Annotated in this window: 16 protein-coding genes; 8 read left to right on the forward strand and 8 right to left on the reverse strand. The window is 47.5% G+C overall.

Going from position 1 to position 18,161, the window contains the following annotated elements; translation table 11 throughout:
- Positions 1-15 precede the first annotated feature (15 nt).
- The gene (locus tag BUA34_RS09280; protein ID WP_072828658.1) at positions 16-1,131 is read right to left on the reverse strand and encodes an aminopeptidase; all 1,116 of its coding nucleotides are present in this window, start codon (positions 1,129-1,131) and stop codon (positions 16-18) included.
- Positions 1,132-1,233: 102 nt separating this feature from the next.
- Positions 1,234-2,202: an AgmX/PglI C-terminal domain-containing protein gene (locus BUA34_RS09285; protein WP_072828660.1), complete on the reverse strand. Its 969-nt coding sequence runs from the start codon at positions 2,200-2,202 to the stop codon at positions 1,234-1,236.
- Positions 2,203-2,778: 576 nt separating this feature from the next.
- Between BUA34_RS09285 and alr the strand changes: the two genes are divergently transcribed.
- Together alr and BUA34_RS09295 are read left to right on the forward strand one after the other, a co-directional pair.
- Complete coding sequence (alr, locus tag BUA34_RS09290) at positions 2,779-4,002, forward strand: alanine racemase (RefSeq protein WP_072828661.1); 1,224 nt, start codon at positions 2,779-2,781, stop codon at positions 4,000-4,002.
- A gap of 17 nt (positions 4,003-4,019) precedes the next feature.
- The gene (locus tag BUA34_RS09295) at positions 4,020-4,580 is read left to right on the forward strand and encodes a methylated-DNA--[protein]-cysteine S-methyltransferase (protein ID WP_072828662.1); all 561 of its coding nucleotides are present in this window, start codon (positions 4,020-4,022) and stop codon (positions 4,578-4,580) included.
- 50 nt (positions 4,581-4,630) lie between these two features.
- On the opposite strand, the gene BUA34_RS09300 is transcribed toward BUA34_RS09295, so the two are convergent.
- On the reverse strand, positions 4,631-5,044 hold the full coding sequence (locus BUA34_RS09300) for a Rossmann-fold NAD(P)-binding domain-containing protein (RefSeq protein ID WP_072828663.1): 414 nt from the start codon (positions 5,042-5,044) through the stop codon (positions 4,631-4,633).
- Between the two features lie 316 nt (positions 5,045-5,360).
- Here BUA34_RS09300 and BUA34_RS09305 point away from each other — a divergent pair, with 316 nt between their 5' ends.
- The gene (locus BUA34_RS09305) at positions 5,361-7,022 is read left to right on the forward strand and encodes a diphosphate--fructose-6-phosphate 1-phosphotransferase (RefSeq protein ID WP_072828666.1); all 1,662 of its coding nucleotides are present in this window, start codon (positions 5,361-5,363) and stop codon (positions 7,020-7,022) included.
- Positions 7,023-7,238: 216 nt separating this feature from the next.
- On the opposite strand, the gene prfB is transcribed toward BUA34_RS09305, so the two are convergent.
- A protein-coding gene (prfB, locus tag BUA34_RS09310) for a peptide chain release factor 2 (RefSeq protein WP_139255919.1) occupies positions 7,239-8,349 on the reverse strand; the annotation gives its coding sequence in 2 pieces (ribosomal slippage) (positions 7,239-8,276 and positions 8,278-8,349; 1,110 coding nt in all).
- Positions 8,350-8,496: 147 nt separating this feature from the next.
- Positions 8,497-9,504 carry a peptidylprolyl isomerase gene (locus BUA34_RS09315; RefSeq protein ID WP_072828668.1) on the reverse strand — a complete coding sequence of 336 codons (1,008 nt, stop codon included), beginning with the start codon at positions 9,502-9,504 and terminating at the stop codon, positions 8,497-8,499.
- Positions 9,505-9,663: 159 nt separating this feature from the next.
- Between BUA34_RS09315 and BUA34_RS09320 the strand changes: the two genes are divergently transcribed.
- Positions 9,664-10,527: a carbon-nitrogen hydrolase gene (locus BUA34_RS09320; RefSeq protein WP_072828670.1), complete on the forward strand. Its 864-nt coding sequence runs from the start codon at positions 9,664-9,666 to the stop codon at positions 10,525-10,527.
- Positions 10,528-10,644: 117 nt separating this feature from the next.
- Positions 10,645-11,667 (forward strand): agmatine deiminase family protein, encoded by a 1,023-nt coding sequence (locus BUA34_RS09325; RefSeq protein WP_072828674.1) that lies wholly within the window; start codon positions 10,645-10,647, stop codon positions 11,665-11,667.
- A gap of 115 nt (positions 11,668-11,782) precedes the next feature.
- On the opposite strand, the gene BUA34_RS09330 is transcribed toward BUA34_RS09325, so the two are convergent.
- Entirely contained in the window at positions 11,783-12,370 is a 588-nt protein-coding gene (locus BUA34_RS09330) for a ribonuclease H1 domain-containing protein (RefSeq protein WP_072828680.1), read from the reverse strand.
- A 205-nt stretch (positions 12,371-12,575) separates the two neighbouring features.
- Here BUA34_RS09330 and BUA34_RS09335 point away from each other — a divergent pair, with 205 nt between their 5' ends.
- The 3 genes from BUA34_RS09335 to BUA34_RS09345 are packed head-to-tail and all read left to right on the forward strand — an operon-like array spanning position 12,576 to position 15,942.
- Positions 12,576-12,983: a hypothetical protein gene (locus tag BUA34_RS09335; protein ID WP_254794406.1), complete on the forward strand. Its 408-nt coding sequence runs from the start codon at positions 12,576-12,578 to the stop codon at positions 12,981-12,983.
- 2 nt (positions 12,984-12,985) lie between these two features.
- Positions 12,986-13,858, forward strand: coding sequence for a PHP domain-containing protein (locus BUA34_RS09340; RefSeq protein WP_072828682.1), 873 nt, complete (start codon positions 12,986-12,988; stop codon positions 13,856-13,858).
- On the forward strand, positions 13,858-15,942 hold the full coding sequence (locus BUA34_RS09345) for a hypothetical protein (protein WP_254794407.1): 2,085 nt from the start codon (positions 13,858-13,860) through the stop codon (positions 15,940-15,942). The genes BUA34_RS09340 and BUA34_RS09345 overlap by 1 nt, the downstream gene beginning before the upstream one ends.
- Positions 15,943-16,122: 180 nt before the next feature.
- On the opposite strand, the gene BUA34_RS09350 is transcribed toward BUA34_RS09345, so the two are convergent.
- Positions 16,123-17,124: a calcium/sodium antiporter gene (locus BUA34_RS09350; protein ID WP_072828686.1), complete on the reverse strand. Its 1,002-nt coding sequence runs from the start codon at positions 17,122-17,124 to the stop codon at positions 16,123-16,125.
- A gap of 7 nt (positions 17,125-17,131) precedes the next feature.
- The gene (locus BUA34_RS09355; protein WP_072828688.1) at positions 17,132-18,127 is read right to left on the reverse strand and encodes a porin family protein; all 996 of its coding nucleotides are present in this window, start codon (positions 18,125-18,127) and stop codon (positions 17,132-17,134) included.
- Positions 18,128-18,161: the final 34 nt, after the last annotated feature.

Below are 18,161 nucleotides of genomic sequence, written 5' to 3' on the forward strand. Positions count from 1 at the left end.
TCACACATTTACGACTTAACCTAAATTCTCCGGATTCAAGCACTTAAGTTCATCGACCACAAAAAGTCCGTCCTTGCGGATGAGCTTGTCGTCGAACCAAATTTCGCCACCGCCGTATTCCGGACGCATGATAAGTACCAAATCCCAATGGATGGCAGACTTGTTTCCGTTCGGGGCATCTTCGTAGCACATTCCCGGAGTAAAGTGGATGGAGCCTGCAATCTTTTCGTCGAACAATATGTCGCACATTGGAGAACGCACAAACGGGTTGAAGCCAATCGCAAATTCACCCACGTAACGAGCTCCCTCGTCTGTATCGAAGATGGCGTTCAGGCTCTTGTTGTCGCCCGTTTCGCAGGTGGCTTCGACAATCTTGCCTTGCTTGAATACAAGGCGGATGTTGCTGAAGTGCTTGCCTTCGTAGAGCGTCGGCGTGTTGTAGTGGATAACGCCTTCGATACTCCCCTGCACCGGTGCCGTGTAGACTTCGCCATCCGGGATATTCATGTTGCCGCAGCATGGTACTGCCGGGATATCCTTGATGCTGAATGTGATGTCGGTATCTTGAGCCACAAGACGCACCTTGTCCGTTTTGTTCATGAGGTCTACTAAAGCCTGGGCGGCGCGCTGCATCTTCGGATAATCCGCAAGGCAAGCCTTGAAGTAAAAGTCTTCGAAAGCTTCCGTGCTCATCTTTGCGCCCTGAGCCATCGAAGGGTTCGGCCAGCGGAGTACGCACCAACGCGTATTGTTCACGCGGTAGTTCAAAACATCTTGCGTGATGGTTCTGTAAGCAAACATTTTCTTATCGTCGATATCGCAGTTTTCCATCGCGTTGTTCATTGCGCGGATAGAAAGATAAGCCTGCATCTGCTTCATTTCGTTCATTGCAAGCTCGGCAGAAAGTTTCATCTGTTCTTCGGAAGCCGAGCGGATGACTTCACGGCGTACGCGGCTATTATAGTTGTGGACAAAAGCATTGCCGCCAACCTTAGCGACAGCCTTGATAAGTTCGGTCGAAAGTTCGTCCGGCGTATCGGTTGTTTCGATTAAAATATTTTCGCCAGCCTTAAGTGCAATGGCGTTGTTGATTAAGTTTTCTGCAAGTTGCGTAATGCGAGGATCTTTCATAATTTTTTCCCATAAATTAAAATCACCGAAAGTCGGTGACAGGAATCACCGACTTAAATTTAAAAATCTATTCGTCTTTATTCTACTCCAATAACCATTTCATTACTCCGTAAAGGTAAATGGAATCGTCACTGTTGTATTGCCAGATTTAACCTTGCCGAAAGTCCAACCACTCACGGCTTTTTTGACTTCATTATCGAATTCAGGATATCCCGTCGTTGACCCCACCACAGCCATGCTGATGATTTCGCCACCCGGTGCTATCGTGAACTTCAATGTGACCTTGCCTTGGAATCCTGGTTTCTTCTTCAAGTGCTTATTGTAAATATGGCGAAGTCCAGGAGTACGCTGACGCACGACTTTCATGATATCGGATGCCGAGCGAGATCCGCCACCGGCACCCATATCGATTTGGTTTGGTTTAGGCGTAGTAATATTGCCTTTTAAACCGGATGGTGCAAAACGGGTTCCAGATCCGCTGAAAAGACCTCCGAGACCATCTTTGATTCCACCAGATCCACCTGCGGCAATGCCGGGGTTAAATTCGGTGTTCACTGTGCCACGTCGATTGCCTATCCTTGTTGTTCCAGATTTCATCAAGACGTTTACATGAGTAAGTACCTTGTTGACATCGCTAGCGAACTTTTGATTCATCAAATCATAGGCCTGGAGGCCTGCTTTATTCGTTCGTATAGCAAGTTCCTTAAGGACTCCTCGATTCAATGCGGCCTTGGGATCTCCCGGACCTTTGGGCTTCCCGCCTCCAGCATCTTCTTTCTTTCCCATTTTTTTATTGGAATCATCTTTAGATCTGCGATTTGTTTGTGTCTTTGGTTTTGGTTCCTGCTTTTTTTCCTCCTTAATTGGATCGAGTTTCACGGATACGTCCATATCTACTCTCGGTGTCGTATCAAAGATAACGTCATCGATTATACGTTCATACGTAGTTGCCCAAAAGCCAAGAGCTAACGCGACAATCAGCGATGCACTTGCGATGCGCACCATCTTCTTGTCGGAATCTGGCATCAAGGATGCGATGAACGCGTCTTGTTTTTTATTTGTCGTTTTCATGATTTTATCCTCCCTTTCTCAAGGAAATTGGATGTTTATGTTTTTTTGGTATCAGCAAAGCAACTACTCCGTGAGCGGAGCATTTGATTTGCCGAATGGCAACATTTCGTAACAGGACTTTTAAGGCAAGCCCTTTAATCGAACTGTTACGCGAAACGCTTACGTGTTTTCAATACGCAACTTTATTGCGCATTTATCACGTTGTTGTACATCAATGTCAGAATAGTCGGTGTCACAAAATAAGGGAAATTACTTTGTATAAAACCACTTACTTTATTTTAATTGATTAAAAGTAAGAAACAACCCAAACCCTTATCACACCCATAAAGTACCAATAAAAAATTCAAGAAAACAGCGCAAAATAGTAAAGAAAATTTCATACGATGAATTGTAAACTCAGATAAAATAAGGCTTTGCGCGTGGTTATTGGGCTTGCACGCGATTTTGATTTTTTTCACACGCTTTGTTTTTTACAAAACTTAGCCCAGTATAATTTATTCCAATTTGGATTGAGTATGGCCTTTTTTAAGGGGTGTCTCAGCCATTTTCTTAAAACTTGACTATATTATTGTTACCATGAAACTTTTATCTAATCCTCCTGACTTAAATAAAATCGCGCGCCCGAACTGGATTGAGATCAATTTAGACGCCCTTTGTGAAAATATCAAGTTTATCAGAAGCCAAATTCCTGCTTCGACCAAGATTTTACTACCTGTCAAGGCCGACTCTTATGGCCACGGAAGCCTCGCCTGCTCTTTTGCCGCTAAATTCGGCGGTGCCGACTACCTTGGTGTAGCCCACATCAGCGAAGGCATGCTACTCCGCCAGTACGGCATGGACTTGCCTATTCTCGTACTTGGCCCTTGCACTCCTGCAGACTTTGCTTACTTTGTCGAATTCCAGCTCACGGCTGCTATTACCGACATCCGCACTGCAATGGCTTTCGACCAGTTCCTTGGTGAAACGGGAACGACCTGCAAGGCTCATCTCGCCATTGACACGGGCATGAACCGTTACGGTTTTGATGCCGAAGACTTTAACAACATCCGCGCGGCGCTTTCTCTCAAGCACCTCAAGTTCGAGGGAATGTTCACGCATCTTGCTACGGCTGACATGCCGGGGAATCCCAAGACCGAAGTGCAAATCCAGCGATTCTCTCGCCTTGTCGACGTTCTTGAAGCTGAAGGACTTCGCCCGGAAATTTGCCACTGCTCCAGTTCTGCAGGCACGCTTACGCACCCCGAAAGCCACTTCGACATGGTTCGTCCGGGCCTTGCGCTCTATGGCTACAACTGCATGGGTGCAGCACCTTCCCCATGGCCCATCAAGCCTGTCATGAAGATTAAATCTACCATCCGCCACGTGCACGACGTGAAGCCTGGTGAAACGGTGAGCTACGGTGGTTACTGGGCTGCCCAACAGCTTACACGCATTGCGACCATCGCAATCGGTTACGGCGACGGTTACCTCCGTGGCGAATACAACAAGGGATTCGTCTTTATCCGTGGACAGCTCTGCCCGATTCTCGGACGTGTGTGCATGGATGCGACGATGGTCGACGTAAGCCACATTCCCGATGTGCAAGTTGGTGAAACTGTTGATGTTGTCAATGGTGAACTCGACTTCCGCATCTCGATGGAAAGCGTTGCCGATGAGCATCACACGATTCCGTACGAACTAACAAGCCGTGTGGCTCGTCGCTTGTACCGCAAGTACTACTGGAAAAACCGCCTTGTGCGTTGGGATTACCTCAAGGAAGAATTCGGTGTACAAGAATACAAGGAATACCCCTTGCGCTAGGAGAAATACCGCATGGTATGAAGTTTGATGACCCGAAATTCACAAAGATAAGCCACCGGAACGTCTGGGGTGAATGGACCTTTGTCTTTGAAGGATCAAATCTTTGTGGTCTAAAATTTCGGGAAAATTCAGACGAAGTAAAAGCGACTCCGAGTAACGTGCAGGCATGTGCGTATGCAGGCCCTGATTCGGAGTTGCAAATAAGCAACCGCGTTCGTAGCGCCTACCGCAAAGCCGTGAACGAACTTAATTTGTATCTCGCAGGTAAAATCTGCGAGTTTTCTATACCCATAAAAATCTACGGCACCGACTTCCAGAAAAAAGTTCTTGAGGTCACACGACAAATTCCTTACGGCAAAACTTGGACTTACAAACAAGTTGCACAAGCCGTAAATCATCCACGAGCAGTTCGCGCTGTCGGAAATGTTCTGCACAATAATCCGATTCAAGTCATCATCCCCTGCCACCGCGTGATTGATAGTCGCGGTCGCCTGAGCGGTTATGCGCTTGGCGTCGGCCTAAAAAGAAGGCTCCTCTGCATGGAGGGTGCCTTACCAAATGAGCTAATGCTGGAATAACAAAATAGGCGGCTCAAAGGCCGCCATCTTTATAAATTCTTTCGTCTAATTTATGCGCATTGCAGTGCACCGAGCATGTCATAGACCTGAGCTTCGATACTCAAAAGTTCCATGTCGTAATTCGGTGCCCACTCAAGAATAGGTACGTTGTTGTTTTGCGCGTATTCGCGGAAAAGACTTTTGTCTCCTACGGAATGGCTCAAGAGCACCGGGCAAGTATTGTTATGAACGTTCAAGCCTTCAATGAGCTTGTCAGATTTAAATCCATAGGATAAATTGAATACGAAGTCGGCGTTGGCGCAAGCCTCGTCGATGACTTCCTTGTCAGATTCGGCGTCGCATGCAAAAATTTCCCCAATTTCGATATTTCCGATGGCGTTGAAAACTCCATCTTTGATATCCTTTAGCGTGGACAACAGCCCATGACCCAAAATGGTATCTGATCCCCAAATTAAAACATTCATACACTCACCTTCTTATTTTATTTATTTTGTAACAAGAATAGTAATTGGTTATTACTTTTTTGTTACGCGACGCATATATAGTAAAATTTACTCTAATTTGGAATAAAGAGTTAAAAAAAATATACAGAAATTTGACTTTTATCACATTTTGTAAAGGAATTTCTCTGGATTCTTCGACTTCGCCCATGTGGGCTCCGCTCAGAATGACGTGTTTTCTTTAGTTTTTTGCCACAAGCCTCTCGTCTAATTTTCTATATTTACGCCGGATTTTAACCAAAAACCCGCTTTTTTGCGGGATTAACAAAAGGAATAAACAATGTCCGAAAATCTCTCTGTACTGACCAAGGCCCGTCAGGCCTATCAGCCGAAGCTCCCGGTCTCCCTCAAGAATGGTGCCCTGAGCGTGAAGATTAACAAGGGTGCAGCTACCGAATCCGTTAGCGACCAGGCCAAGATCAAGGAACTCTTCCCGAACACCTACGGTCTTCCGGTTGTTCAGTTCGAAGCAGCCGAAGCCAAGGCTGGCAAGGCTCTCCGCATGGGCGTGGTTCTCTCTGGTGGCCAGGCTCCGGGTGGACATAACGTTATCGCCGGTATCTACGACGGCATCAAGTCCGTTTCCAAGGATTCCGTCCTTTTCGGTTTCCTCGGCGGTCCGAGCGGTCTCGAAAACGGCAAGTACATTGAAATTGACGACGCCAAGATGGACGCCTATCGCAACGCCGGTGGCTTCGACATGATCCAGTCTGGCCGTACCAAGCTCGAAACTGAAGAACAGTTCAACAAGTGCATCGCTGTTGCTAACAAGCTCGACCTCGACGCTATCGTTATCATCGGTGGTGACGACTCCAACACGAACGCTGCTGTTCTCGGTGAATACTTCCAGTCCAAGGGCGTCAAGACCTGCGTTTGCGGTTGCCCGAAGACCATCGACGGTGACTTGAAGAACGAATTCATCGAAACCTCTTTCGGTTTCGACACCGCTGTGAAGACCTACTCTGAACTCATCGGCAACATCATGCGCGATGCTAACTCCGCTCAGAAGTACTGGCACTTCATCAAGCTCATGGGCCGCTCTGCTTCCCATATCGCTCTCGAAGCCGCTCTCCAGACCCACCCGAACATCTGCCTTATCTCTGAAGAAGTCAAGGCTAAGCAGATGAAGCTCAAGGACGTGATCAACCAGGTTGCTGACGTTGTTTACGCTCGTGCAGCTCAGGGCAAGAACTTCGGTGTCGCCCTCATTCCGGAAGGCCTTCTCGAATTCATCCCGGACGTTGGCGTCCTTATCTCTGAACTTTCTGAAGCTCTCGCCCACCACGAAGCCGAAGTCGAAGGTCTCGACACGGCCGCTAAGGTCGAAAAGCTCTGCGCATGGGTCAGCGCTGAATCCGCTGAAGTCCTCAAGAGCCTCCCGGCTGGCATCCAGGCCCAGCTCATGCTCGAACGCGACAGCCATGGCAACGTTCAGGTTTCCCTCATCGAAACCGAAAAGCTCATCATCGAAATGGTCAAGAAGGAACTCAAGAACCGTGGTGACTTCAAGGGCAAGTTCTCTGCTCTCAACCACTTCTTCGGTTACGAAGGCCGTTGCGCAGCTCCGTCCAACTTCGACGCTGACTACTGCTACAGCCTCGGCTTTGCAGCCTCTGTTCTCGCTCTCAATGGCATGAACGGTTACATGAGCTCTGTCCGCAACGTCACCAAGGGTATCGAAAACTGGGTCGCTGGCGGCCTTCCGATCACCATGATGATGAACATCGAACGCCGTCACGGTGCCGACAAGCCGGTTATCCGCAAGGCTCTCGTTGAACTCGAAGGCCCGATGAGCGCTCCGTTCAAGTACTTCGCTGCTCGCCGCGACGAATGGGCTAAGACTGAATCCTACACCTACCCGGGTCCGATCCAGTACTGGGGTCCGAGCGAAGTTTGCGACATCACGAACTTCACGATCAAGCTCGAACGCGGTGCAATGTAATTTAGGCTTTCATCCCGGACTCTGTTCCGGGAGCGCCAATTTGTATAACGCAAAAAAGAGAAGCTCCACAGAGCTTCTCTTTTTTTATTTCAAGGATGATGACCGCGCTCAGTGGCGGGCATGACAATCTTGCAAAAATGGCGGGCAAAGCCCGCCACTTTAATCAATTTAACTGGATACTTCCCCTTATAGGGTCAGGATGACGAAGGCAATGCGTTATCCTTTGTTCGCCTCGCTTGTGCTTAGCAGATAAGCGTCGATGAACGGCTTGATTTTTCCATCGAGCACGCCTGCGGTATCCGATGTTTCTACGCCAGTGCGCAAGTCCTTTACCATCTGGTACGGCTGCAACACGTAGCTACGGATCTGGCTACCCCATTCAACCTTCTTCTTCTCGGCCATGCGTGCATCGCGCTTTGCTTCTTCTTCCAAGCGATAGTGTTCAGCGACCATGGTCTTGAGCATTTTATAGCAGGTTTCACGGTTCTGAATCTGGCTACGTTCCGTCTGGCAGCTCGCCATGATGCCTGTCGGCAAGTGGGTCATACGCACTGCGGAATCCGTCTTGTTGATGTACTGACCACCGGCACCACTACTGCGGTACGTGTCCACGCGCACTTCGGACATGTCGAGGTCGAATTCCACGTCTTCGTGTTCGGGGTACAGATAAACGGCCGTAAAGCTTGTATGGCGGCGAGCATTGGCATCGAACGGGCTGATGCGCACCAAGCGATGGACGCCAATTTCAGAACGAAGTAATCCGTATGCGTTTTCGCAAGTGACTTCAATCGTTGCACTCTTGAGGCCAGCATCTTCTGCTTCCTGGAAATCCACCACCTTGAAGTCCATGTTTTCGCGTTCAAAGAAATGCGTGTACATGCGGAAAAGCATCAAGGCCCAGTCCTGGGATTCCGTGCCGCCAGCACCCGGATGGATAGACATGAGGCATGCGCAGGCATCGTCCGGACCATTCAACATCTTCTTGAATTCCATCGCTTCGACTCTAGACTTGAGGTCTGCAATGTCGGATTCAAGTGTCGCGGTGAGGTCGGCGGATTCCTCGTCCTTGCTCATTTCGTAGAGTTCAGCGAGGTCGTCGCATGTCTGGGAAACTTCTTTCCAGGAGTCAATAAGTCCCTTGAGGTTCCCAATCTTTTTCATCATTGCTTGCGCCTTATCCTGATCGTTCCACAGGTTCGGGTCGCTGGAATCCTTTTCAAGGACGTAGAGTTCTTCGGTCTTTGCTTCTAAGTCAAAGATACCCCCAGAGTTTATCAATGCGTGCACGCAATTCGATAAGCCCGGTGTGAGTTGTATTGAATGCCATATAAACCTCTAATATCAGCTAATTAAAAAAGAAATGTCATCCTGAGTGCTGAACCGTAGGTTCGAAATCGAAGGATCCAAAAGATCTCTGGGTTCTTCGACTTCGCTACGCTTCGCTCAGAATGACACGTACAAACAATTCGTGCTATTACTTAGCAGCGCCGATAGCCTGAGGCGGTTCGTACTTCTTGTCGAGGTACTGCACCTTGTAGGTCTTGCCAAGTTCGTCGAGGTAAGCCTTGAGCTTGGCCTGGCGTTCCTGTTCAGCCTGCACGCGGAGGATGTAGTCAATCTGGTGTCTGTAGCTTTCGAACTTACCATCGTTCTTTTCGGTAAGCATGAAGATAGAAACGCCGTCATTGTCGGTGATGACTTCAGAAATTTCACCAACCTTGATCTTGCCGACAGCCTTGGCGAAGTTTGCACCCTTGGACTTGGCGATAAACTTGTTCATGATACCACCGGTCTTCTTGGCTTCCTTGTCATCGCTATAGATAGCAGCGAGCTGAGCAAATGTTGCCTTCTTGGAGCGAACCTGTGCTGCAAGACCCTTCAACATGTCCTTAGCGTCGTTGATTTCCTGAGCGCTCTTACCCTTGGTAGAGATAAAGATGCGAGCACCGCTAATCGTATCGTTGATAGCAACCTTGGACTTGTTGAGCTGCCAGAATGCTTCGAGATCCTTTTCGGTCGGATCCTTCGGGTACGGAACCTTCTTAACGAGGATTTCTTCGCTCTTGAGCTGGTCTTCAATCTTTTCCTTGAACTGCTTCATCGTCGTGTTAGACTTCTTGAGTTCTTTCTGGAAAGCGTCTTCGCTCGGGAACTGCTTCTTGAAGAGGTTGGTCAAGCTGTCGACTCTGGCCGGAGCGACCTTAATACCCATCTTCTTGGCTTCGAGCTTGATGAGTTCCTGACCCACGAGATTGTCAACAACCGCATAGCGAAGTTGAGTCATCATTTCGTCGGTCAACTTCTGACCCGGAGCCTGCTGCTGACCGAGCATGGTTGCAAGGCTATCAATCTTACCACCAGAAATACCAGTCTTTTCGACGCGAATAACGTCGAGACTCTTAGAATTCACCAACTGAGCAGAGGCAATGCCGGCAGTAAGGAGCACGGCAGCAGCACCACGAGAAATAAGTTTAAGAGACATTATTTATCCTTTTATAAAAAATTCAAGGGTTTTAAAATTCAAGGGTTAATATAGAAAACTTACAACGCGCGAGCGTATCATCAATGTGATTTTACGCAAACAAAACAATGTTCTTACAAAAAATTGCAGATAGTGCTTGTTTTTTCTAAATTGTTTTACATGAAAAAGATAAAAGTATATACATTGCAAGGTAAATGGACTGGGGACTTTGATTCCAACAACAAGTGGTACAAGGACGAAGCCCTCAAGCTCAAGGGTAAAGATATCGATCTTTTAGTTCTTCCGGAGCTGTTCCACACTCCGTATTTTCCGTTCGAGGAAAACGCGGACTTTTTTGACCTTGCTATCGAAAAGGATCACCCGATTGTCGCAGAATGGCAAGAAATTGCCAAGGAACTGAACGCTGTTGTCGTGTTCCCGTTCTTCGAAAAACGTGCTCGCGGCATCTATCACAATTCGGCATTCGTGTTCGAACGCGACGGAAGCATTGCAGGGCTTTACCGCAAGAGCCACATTCCCGATGATCCGGCCTTTTACGAAAAGTATTACTTTATTCCGGGCGACACCGGATTTGAACCGATTAAGACAAGCGCAGGTACGCTTGGCGTGCTCATTTGCTGGGACCAGTGGTTCCCCGAAGCAGCTCGTATCATGAGTTTGAAGGGTGCTGATGTGCTTATTTATCCGACCGCTATTGGTTGGATGGATTCCGAGCCGAAGGAAATCTACCCGCGTCAGCAAGATAGCTGGATGACGGTCATGCGTGGCCATGCCATTGCAAACCGCACGTTCGTGATTGCTGCAAACCGCTCGGGCGTTGAAGGACACCTCACGTTCTGGGGTACAAGTTTTGTCGCTGCACCGGATGGATACATCTTGCAAAAGTGCGAGCCGGAATTCTTGGGTGCAAGCTATGTCGAACTCGACCTTGCCGAAACCGAAGAAAATCGCCGCTGGTGGCCGCATTTCCGCGACAGACGCGTGGACTTGTACAAAGACATTTTGAAGATTTGGGCTGATTAGTTGTTAGCCGTTAGTCATTAGCTATTAGTAAAAAAAGGCAGCAAAGCTGCAATTATAAGACTAAGGACCATTGACTAATGACTATTGACCAAAGATTTAATATAAAGGATTTTTTCCATGACGAAAAATTCAATTCGTTACCCGGCGGAATGGGAAAAGCAGAGCGCCACATGGCTTGCTTTCCCGCACAACAAGACGAACTGGTATGGTGAACGCGGCATCAACATCCGCAAGTTTTATGTAGAACTTATCCGTAACATCACGGAATTCCAGCCGGTAAATCTTCTGCTCCCTGCCAAGAACTTTTTGACCGACGAAGAAAAGGCGGCTCTCGCCAATCGCCCGTTCCCGGTGAACTTCATCGTCATCAAGACGAACGATATCTGGATTCGCGACTATGGTCCGTTCTTTATGAAGAAGGGCAACAAAAAAGTCGTCACCGAAACGCAATTTAACGCTTGGGGCGCCAAGTTCCCGCCATGGGGACTCGACAACGCCATCCCGCAGAAGATTGCCGAAAAGCAAAAACTCCCGCTCAACGAAAGCGTCCCGTTCATCTTTGAAGGCGGCGCTATTGAAGTCAACGGTGACGGTCTCGGAATTACGACCGAAGATTGCCTTGTCGGCAAGAACCGCAATGACGAAAAGGACTTGAAAAAGGTCGTGAAATCTCTTTGCAAGGCCTTCGGCCTCAAGGAATTGCTCGTGCTCCCGCACGGATTGCATGGAGACCACACGGACGGCCACATCGATAACGTTGCTCGCTTTGTCGAAAAAGACCGAGTTGTCATGTGCATGACGGACAACAAGCGCTCCCCCAACTATGCGATTTTGACTGAAGCCAAGCAGTTCATCGAAAGTTGGCTCAAGAGCCACTACGAGAGCGCCAAGGTCGATACGCTCCCGCTCCCGCCGCAGCGCGTGCTTGATGACGGCCAAATTCTTCCGGCATCGTACATGAACTACATCTACGTGAACGGTGGACTTATCTTCCCGAAATACAAGTGCCCGAACGATGCTAAGGCCAAGAAGTATTTCGAGAGCGTATACCCAGATCGCAAGGTGATAGGCATTGATTGCCGCACTGTGATTGAAGAAGGCGGCAGCCTCCACTGCATGAGCAAGCACGAAGCAGATTAGGGATTAGGCTTTAGGTATTAGGTTTTTAGGAAGAAAAACGAGGCTTCGCCTCCCTTATTTTGATGCACGAAGTGCATGATACTTATGCTAAGACCTATCCCCTAAAACCTATAACCTATTTACCCTTCCTTGCTTTTGCGATTGCTTCTTTTGCAAGTTTATCTACAAGTTCATTCCATTTGACGCCGGTATGGGCGGCGACCTTTTCAAACTGAATGCGGTGCAAGTACGGCTTGGCCGCTTTTACGTACAATTGGGCGATGTTGCTCTTGGCTTGCCATTCACCTTTTGCCCAGCGTGCAATACCTTCGTAGTCATGACAAATGACGCCGTTCATGTCGTGCGCATCTAGCCATTTCATGGCTTGGAACGAAGCCATCACTTCCCCATCGATATTGCGGCTTTCTGCATCAAATGCAGTAATTCCTGAACCACGTGCAAGTTCCTTGTCGTCTTCAGTTACAACAAATGCCCAACCGGCAGGTCCAAAACCTGGCGAAAAAGAACCATCGACAAATACTCGAATCCCATCGGGCGCTGGGGCCTCCATTCCGTCGAGCCAAGCCTGAGCCTCCTCGCGGGAACCGAAGGATTTGAACAAAACACCTTTAACCCCGTGGGTCAGTTTTTCACATTCGGTCCACGTGGTTACGATTTTCTTTTCATTTTCGCTTTTTATTGCATAGAACTTCTGTTTAGGCATGGCGCAAATTTATATATTTTTTTCGAAATAAAAAATAGGAGCCTCTTTGTTTTCTTCGCAGTACTTTGCCGACGACAAGCGATATTTCGCAATGCGCTTTCTTTGTAAGCCATTACTGTATCGTTGGTTTTTGCGTAAGGCGGGGCCAGTCAAGAATACAAAGGCATTTTCGTTTCCAAAGTCATTGCAAGAGCACGAAAAAACTGTGTTCTTTTTGCCAGAGGACAAAAAAATCGCAAAGGTCATTTTGGACGAACTTCCTGAAGTAAGTTTCCAATCCATTTTGTTTATTGCCCACGGCGATTTAGAAATCCTTTTAGCAAAGAAAAAAGCTATTGCCTCTTACTATACCGATAAAGGTTGCCGTTATGGGGAGTCTATTTTTGAAAAACTCGAATATCAAATAAAGACTTTTGCTCCCCATGCTTGTGTCTATTTAGGTCCTTACAAACCGCAATTTTTATACCTCGCTTTAGTAAGTGGTGCTAATCTTCGCGTTGGATTCGATTGCATTCGTGAATATCCATTCTTAAACATCAGTTTGCGTACGCTCAAGACAATTTCGCCTGCAAGGATGATGGCTCGCTATTTTTCAAAGGATAACGAGGACTAGCCATGCAAAAGATGTTTTCGACAATCATCACTGAAAATGGCGGCTATGCCGACTTGCACATGCATACCAAGCTTTCGGACGGGACTCTCTCGGTCGACGAACTGTTGATGCTTTGCAAGCGCAAAGGACTTCGCTGCATTTCTATCACGGATCACGATAACCTCGATAGCTATAAACTTGCCGAAGAACCCGCCAAGGAAATAGGGCTCGAAATCATTCCGGGAATTGAAATTTCTGCGGTATGGCAGGGCAAGGACATCCATATTTTGGGATACTTCTGCGACCCGACGAACCTCGCCCTGAACATGGAACTGGAAGACTTTGCGAAGCAGCGTATTGCCCGTGTAAAAGCGATTATCAAGAAGCTGAACGCGCTAGGCATCGGCATCACGTTCGAAAAAGTCCATTCGTATTGCAAAGGTAAAATCATCGGTCGTCCGCATATTGCCATGTCTCTTGTCGATGAGGAATACATTTCGAACTTCTCCGAAGCATTCACGAAATACCTTGGGGATGGCTGCATTGCATTCGTCGAAAAGAAGGGACTTAACCCACAAGAAACGATTCGCTTGATCGAAAATGCTGGCGGCATTGCCGTACTCGCCCACCCGTACAAGTCGGGGCTCAGTGACCAGTTCATCGAGAATATGGTGGAATGGGGAATTCAGGGCATGGAAGTCTACAGCCCCGCACAGAAAGGTGCTGTTGGCCGTAAATACAAAGAGATGGCCCAAAAGTTTGGACTTGTGGGTACAGGCGGTTCTGATTTCCATACAGAAAGCGGAACCTATCCCCCTGGTTGCATGAAAATGCCATACACCGTTGTACAGGCACTTCGAGAAAGGCGCGAAAAATCGCGTGCAGAATGGTTCTAATGAATCGCGGAATTTTTTTAATTGCTGTTTTGTCAGCGCTTGTTTCAAGCGTTTTTGCTGATGTTATCCATGCAAAGAAGAGTGTTCTTCCGACCCCGCAAGATTCCGTTTTTGAAACGGTAAACGCACCCGATCCGGCACCCAGGGAAACTGATGCCGCTCGTTGGGTAATCCCTTTGCGTGAAGTCATGCAACGAACATACGACGTTTCGGGGCAAAAATCCGAATGGGTGCTGGGGACGTCCATCCTTGGCAGTCCGGAACTCCCGGCAAGGTCTCTTGGTATAGGAACGCTCAGCAAGCGCTATCCGAGCAAGCTTGCTGGTATTTACACGACCCGTTTAAGCTACGATGCATCGACGCTTGCGCTCAATGGCGAAAATGGAATTCTCTTTGAAGAACGCCATGGTATTCCGGTCGATACGCCGATTACCGATGTAAATTGGGAACGTAGTGCATTCGAAGGCAACGCCCTTCGCCTTGAGTTCCGCCGCCTTATTACCGATTCGGTTACGCTTGATCTTGGCGTATCAAGCCATTCGAATTTGCTTTCTAAGTCCTACGAGTACCAACCGGTGACTCATTCTCCGTACTTTGCTTTGGGGCGTGACTCTACGCAAATCCCGTTTGGCGGTCGAAACATTGCAATGAACAGCATGCACCTTCAGCCGATTGTTACATGGCGTTTCGGTTACGGAAAGGCGTTTGTTAAGATAAATTATTTAAGTCTCGACAATGCAGACAATTCGACACATAAGGTTTTGCTCGATACGCTCGATCCGACTGTACGAAATTTCCAAACAGACCCTTACAGAATCATTATCGAAACTCGCACTTATGGTGGCGGTGTTGAATTCTACCCCATCAAGAACTTGACTCTTGGTACCGAATTTCATTACGGCAATCACGAAATCGAAATGCGCAATCTTCCGAAGATTACGAAGCGATTAGATACTACCTATAGTGAAACTGGACTGCGCACCGTCAACACGACTTATTTTGACACGAGTAAAGTTCGCAATTTTGAAACGATTCTCGGAAACTTCGATATTCGCTACAATATGTTCTTGAACCCGAGGCTCCGTTTTGAATATGAATTTGTAAATACCGATGAAACGGGCAATGAAGAGATTAAACAGACGTACTACCAGGACCGCGAAATAGGCTATGCCGAAGTCTCGGATACGCTTTTCGGAAAGGTTCTTTTCCGCGCACAGGCGGGCATGCAGCGCAACAGTTCTGTTTTAGATACGGTAGAATTTGCACCTGCTTTTTCACTTGACGGAACATATCTCCTCCCCCACGATCTTTTGCTGAACGCATCGTACCGCCACGATAACAAGTTCCCCGATGTAACACAACTCAGGCTTACCGAAACAGGCCGTGTCGCTTTCCCGAATGAAAATCTGAAATATGAAGTTCGCGACCGCGCAACAGCGACTATTTCTTGGAAAAAACGTGATGTCTTTTATGGACTTGGGCTCCGCTACGAACATGCCAATAACTTGATTAAACCCAGGTGGGCTGTAAACGGAGGTCTGGACTCTACGTATGAAACTTCAACGTATATCGTGAACTACGAAACAATGGAAACGAGAGATACAACGTATGCCAAAGTTGCTGATTCCGTTGAGTCCGCTTTTCGTTACGAAAATCTGGACCATGCACATACGCTTGACTGGTTAATGCAAGTGGGCTTCCGCCTTGGTAACTGGAAATTCTACTTTGAACGCGGTCAAAAAATCACGCGAACAAGACTTATTGATACACCGTCCCTTTATTATAAGGGCAGCATCCATTGGCAGAACCGATTTGTCAGGGATAGGCTTGGCGTGAGTGTCCGTGTCGATTTCCAGTGGTTTAACAATCGCTATGACTGCACCATTAACGAAAAAGGCGAGCCGGAGCTCGTCTCTCTCAAGAAATATCTAGCGATGGATTTCGAAGCGCGTATGCAGATTCTCTCGTTTGAACTGTATAACCGCATCGAGAACTTCAACCACAGCATTTACGCGCCTGAATCCGGCTACACGCCTGAAGGTCTTCGCTTCGCTTACGGCATCGTCTGGACGTTTGGGAATTAGGAATACGGAATTCGGAGTTAGGAATTAAACGCTCTCGTCATCCTGACGCCAACGGCGGAAGGATCCAGTCAAATCTAGCTTATGCAAATCAAGAAACGACAGGATTCTTCGTTCCAAACGTATATACAAGAAATAATGGTTTCTATCGGCACTCCGTGCCTCCAGAATGACGTTTAATGATTAAACCGTCTGAATTCCAAGTAGCACAAGATACGCGACATACAAGCTCAAGAATAGCGCACCACCAATTCGTCCAAAGCCGAACTGTTCATTCTTCTTGCGCGCAGCTTTTGCGCGTTTGCTCTTGAAAAACGGGAAGCAAATCAGGGCAAGCAAAAGCGTGAGTGCCGACATAATCGGTAAATCACGGCTCAAAACGTCTGCATCCATAGCCTTAATCGGAGTAATGACTGCGGCGATACCGACTACGACAAGCGTGTTGAACAAATTCGAACCAATGACATTTCCGACGGCAAGGTCGTTCTCGCCTTTGCGTGCTGCAGCAATCGAGCTTGCTAGTTCAGGGAGGGAGGTTCCCACAGCAACAATTGTAAGCCCAATCAGCAAATCGCTTACGCCAAGAGCTTGAGCAACGTTTATGGCTCCCCACACCAACATTCTTGAACTTACTATCAAAAGTACAAGTCCAACGAGCAACAAAGCAAAAGATTTGATTATTGAAACTTTCTCTGCCGGGGCCTCAATAGGTTCATCTTTTTTACGCTTATGCTTGGCGTGTAGTTCCGTAAAAATGTTAAATGCGGTAATGCCTGCAAATACAATTAAAAGGATGGCACCATCGATAAGCGAAACGTTTCCATCCTTCAGTAACAAGATGGTTAGCGCCGTCACCGCGATGAGTATTGGGATATCTCGAGTCATCGCCTCTTTCTTGACGACGACAGGAATAATCAACGCTGTGACGCCAAGGATTAGTGCGATATTTGCAATGTTGGAACCGTAAGCGTTTCCAAGAGCAAGTTGCGGAGTGTTGTTCAAAGCCGACAAAACGGAAACGACCATCTCCGGTGCGGATGTTCCAAATCCCACAATCAACATTCCGATAAGGAATGTGCTCATGCCAAAAAATTGGGCCACGCCGACAGCCCCATCAACAAACCGGTCTGCACTCCAGACCAGGAGAATAAGGCCTACGACGATGGCCACAATAGAAAGAATCATGTTTTAACTAAAATGCGTAGAAGGTTGCACCAACAGAGACTGCTTTAGAAGACAGGTTGTTGATAGGCCATGCGTTATAGTCATCATACTGGTTGTTGATTCCCCAAATAAAGCGGGCTTCGAAACCGATATAACGATTGGCGCGGATACCAAAACCAAATACAATGGACCAGTCGATTACAGAACGGTAATCGTTATCCAACATATCTTCCTTGATGTTTACTGCCTTGCTGGAGGATTGATCCGACGACTTGAGTTTGAAGTTGTCTGAAACAGCGAAGGACGGTTGGACACCGACGTCAAAGAAGAAATTAGAGCTTGCACTCTTCAAAGAAAGGAGCAAGGGAACAGAAATACGGTACTGATTAAACGATGTACGGTATTCGCCAAATGTTTCGTTGTATGTGTCGTTGTAGCTGTTGCTTACCTTATCGTGATCGAACAAAACACCCGTCTTGAATGCCATGTTGTATTCATCCAATGGGAAAAGTGCGAATGCACCTACGCTCCATGCCAAGCCGGAATAACGGTCGTATTCGTAGCGACCATTGTCCCCAGAAAGGAATGCGCTACCGACGAAACCTTGAATACCAAAGGTGAACTTCAGAGGAATTCGACCACGGAGCTGATCCATATCAATGGTGTCTGGACTGGCTACTTCAGAAACGTAAATCGTTTTTACTGCATTGTTGTTCGGTTCAATTTCAGCTGGAGAATAGACCGGGCGGTAAACGAATTTCTTTGTGGTCTTTTTTTGAACAGGCTTTGCTGCATCTGCACCACGAACAGCAGTGGGTTCTGAAAATAGATTTTCGGGAGCGAGTTCTTTTTCGGCTTGCGTAAACTTGTCTTCGACCGGAGCAGGAGCTTGTGCGGCCGTTTGTTCAACAACTTGTTCGGCCTGTACAGGAGCAACTTCGGCAACTGGGGCCGGTGCTTCATTTTGTGCCATCACGGCAGATACAGCCAAAGCAGTCAAAATTCCAGTGTACTTCAGATTCATATTGATCCTCCAATGGTAATCATTGTAATATTAT

The sequence above is a fragment of the Fibrobacter sp. UWB12 genome (assembly GCF_900142485.1).
Classification (GTDB): Bacteria; Fibrobacterota; Fibrobacteria; order Fibrobacterales; family Fibrobacteraceae; genus Fibrobacter.

Coding starts and splice junctions, on each gene's coding strand:
- BUA34_RS09315 (WP_072828668.1), bottom strand. CDS start 9,504: ATGTCTCTTAAACTTATTTCTCGTGGTGCTGCTGCCGTGCTCCTTACT.
- BUA34_RS09350 (WP_072828686.1), bottom strand. CDS start 17,124: ATGATTCTTTCTATTGTGGCCATCGTCGTAGGCCTTATTCTCCTGGTC.
- BUA34_RS09330 (WP_072828680.1), bottom strand. CDS start 12,370: ATGCCTAAACAGAAGTTCTATGCAATAAAAAGCGAAAATGAAAAGAAA.
- BUA34_RS09325 (WP_072828674.1), top strand. CDS start 10,645: ATGACGAAAAATTCAATTCGTTACCCGGCGGAATGGGAAAAGCAGAGC.
- BUA34_RS09295 (WP_072828662.1), top strand. CDS start 4,020: ATGAAGTTTGATGACCCGAAATTCACAAAGATAAGCCACCGGAACGTC.
- BUA34_RS09280 (WP_072828658.1), bottom strand. CDS start 1,131: ATGAAAGATCCTCGCATTACGCAACTTGCAGAAAACTTAATCAACAAC.
- BUA34_RS09300 (WP_072828663.1), bottom strand. CDS start 5,044: ATGAATGTTTTAATTTGGGGATCAGATACCATTTTGGGTCATGGGCTG.
- alr (WP_072828661.1), top strand. CDS start 2,779: ATGAAACTTTTATCTAATCCTCCTGACTTAAATAAAATCGCGCGCCCG.
- BUA34_RS09355 (WP_072828688.1), bottom strand. CDS start 18,127: ATGAATCTGAAGTACACTGGAATTTTGACTGCTTTGGCTGTATCTGCC.
- BUA34_RS09345 (WP_254794407.1), top strand. CDS start 13,858: ATGAATCGCGGAATTTTTTTAATTGCTGTTTTGTCAGCGCTTGTTTCA.
- BUA34_RS09285 (WP_072828660.1), bottom strand. CDS start 2,202: ATGAAAACGACAAATAAAAAACAAGACGCGTTCATCGCATCCTTGATG.
- BUA34_RS09340 (WP_072828682.1), top strand. CDS start 12,986: ATGCAAAAGATGTTTTCGACAATCATCACTGAAAATGGCGGCTATGCC.
- BUA34_RS09305 (WP_072828666.1), top strand. CDS start 5,361: ATGTCCGAAAATCTCTCTGTACTGACCAAGGCCCGTCAGGCCTATCAG.
- BUA34_RS09320 (WP_072828670.1), top strand. CDS start 9,664: ATGAAAAAGATAAAAGTATATACATTGCAAGGTAAATGGACTGGGGAC.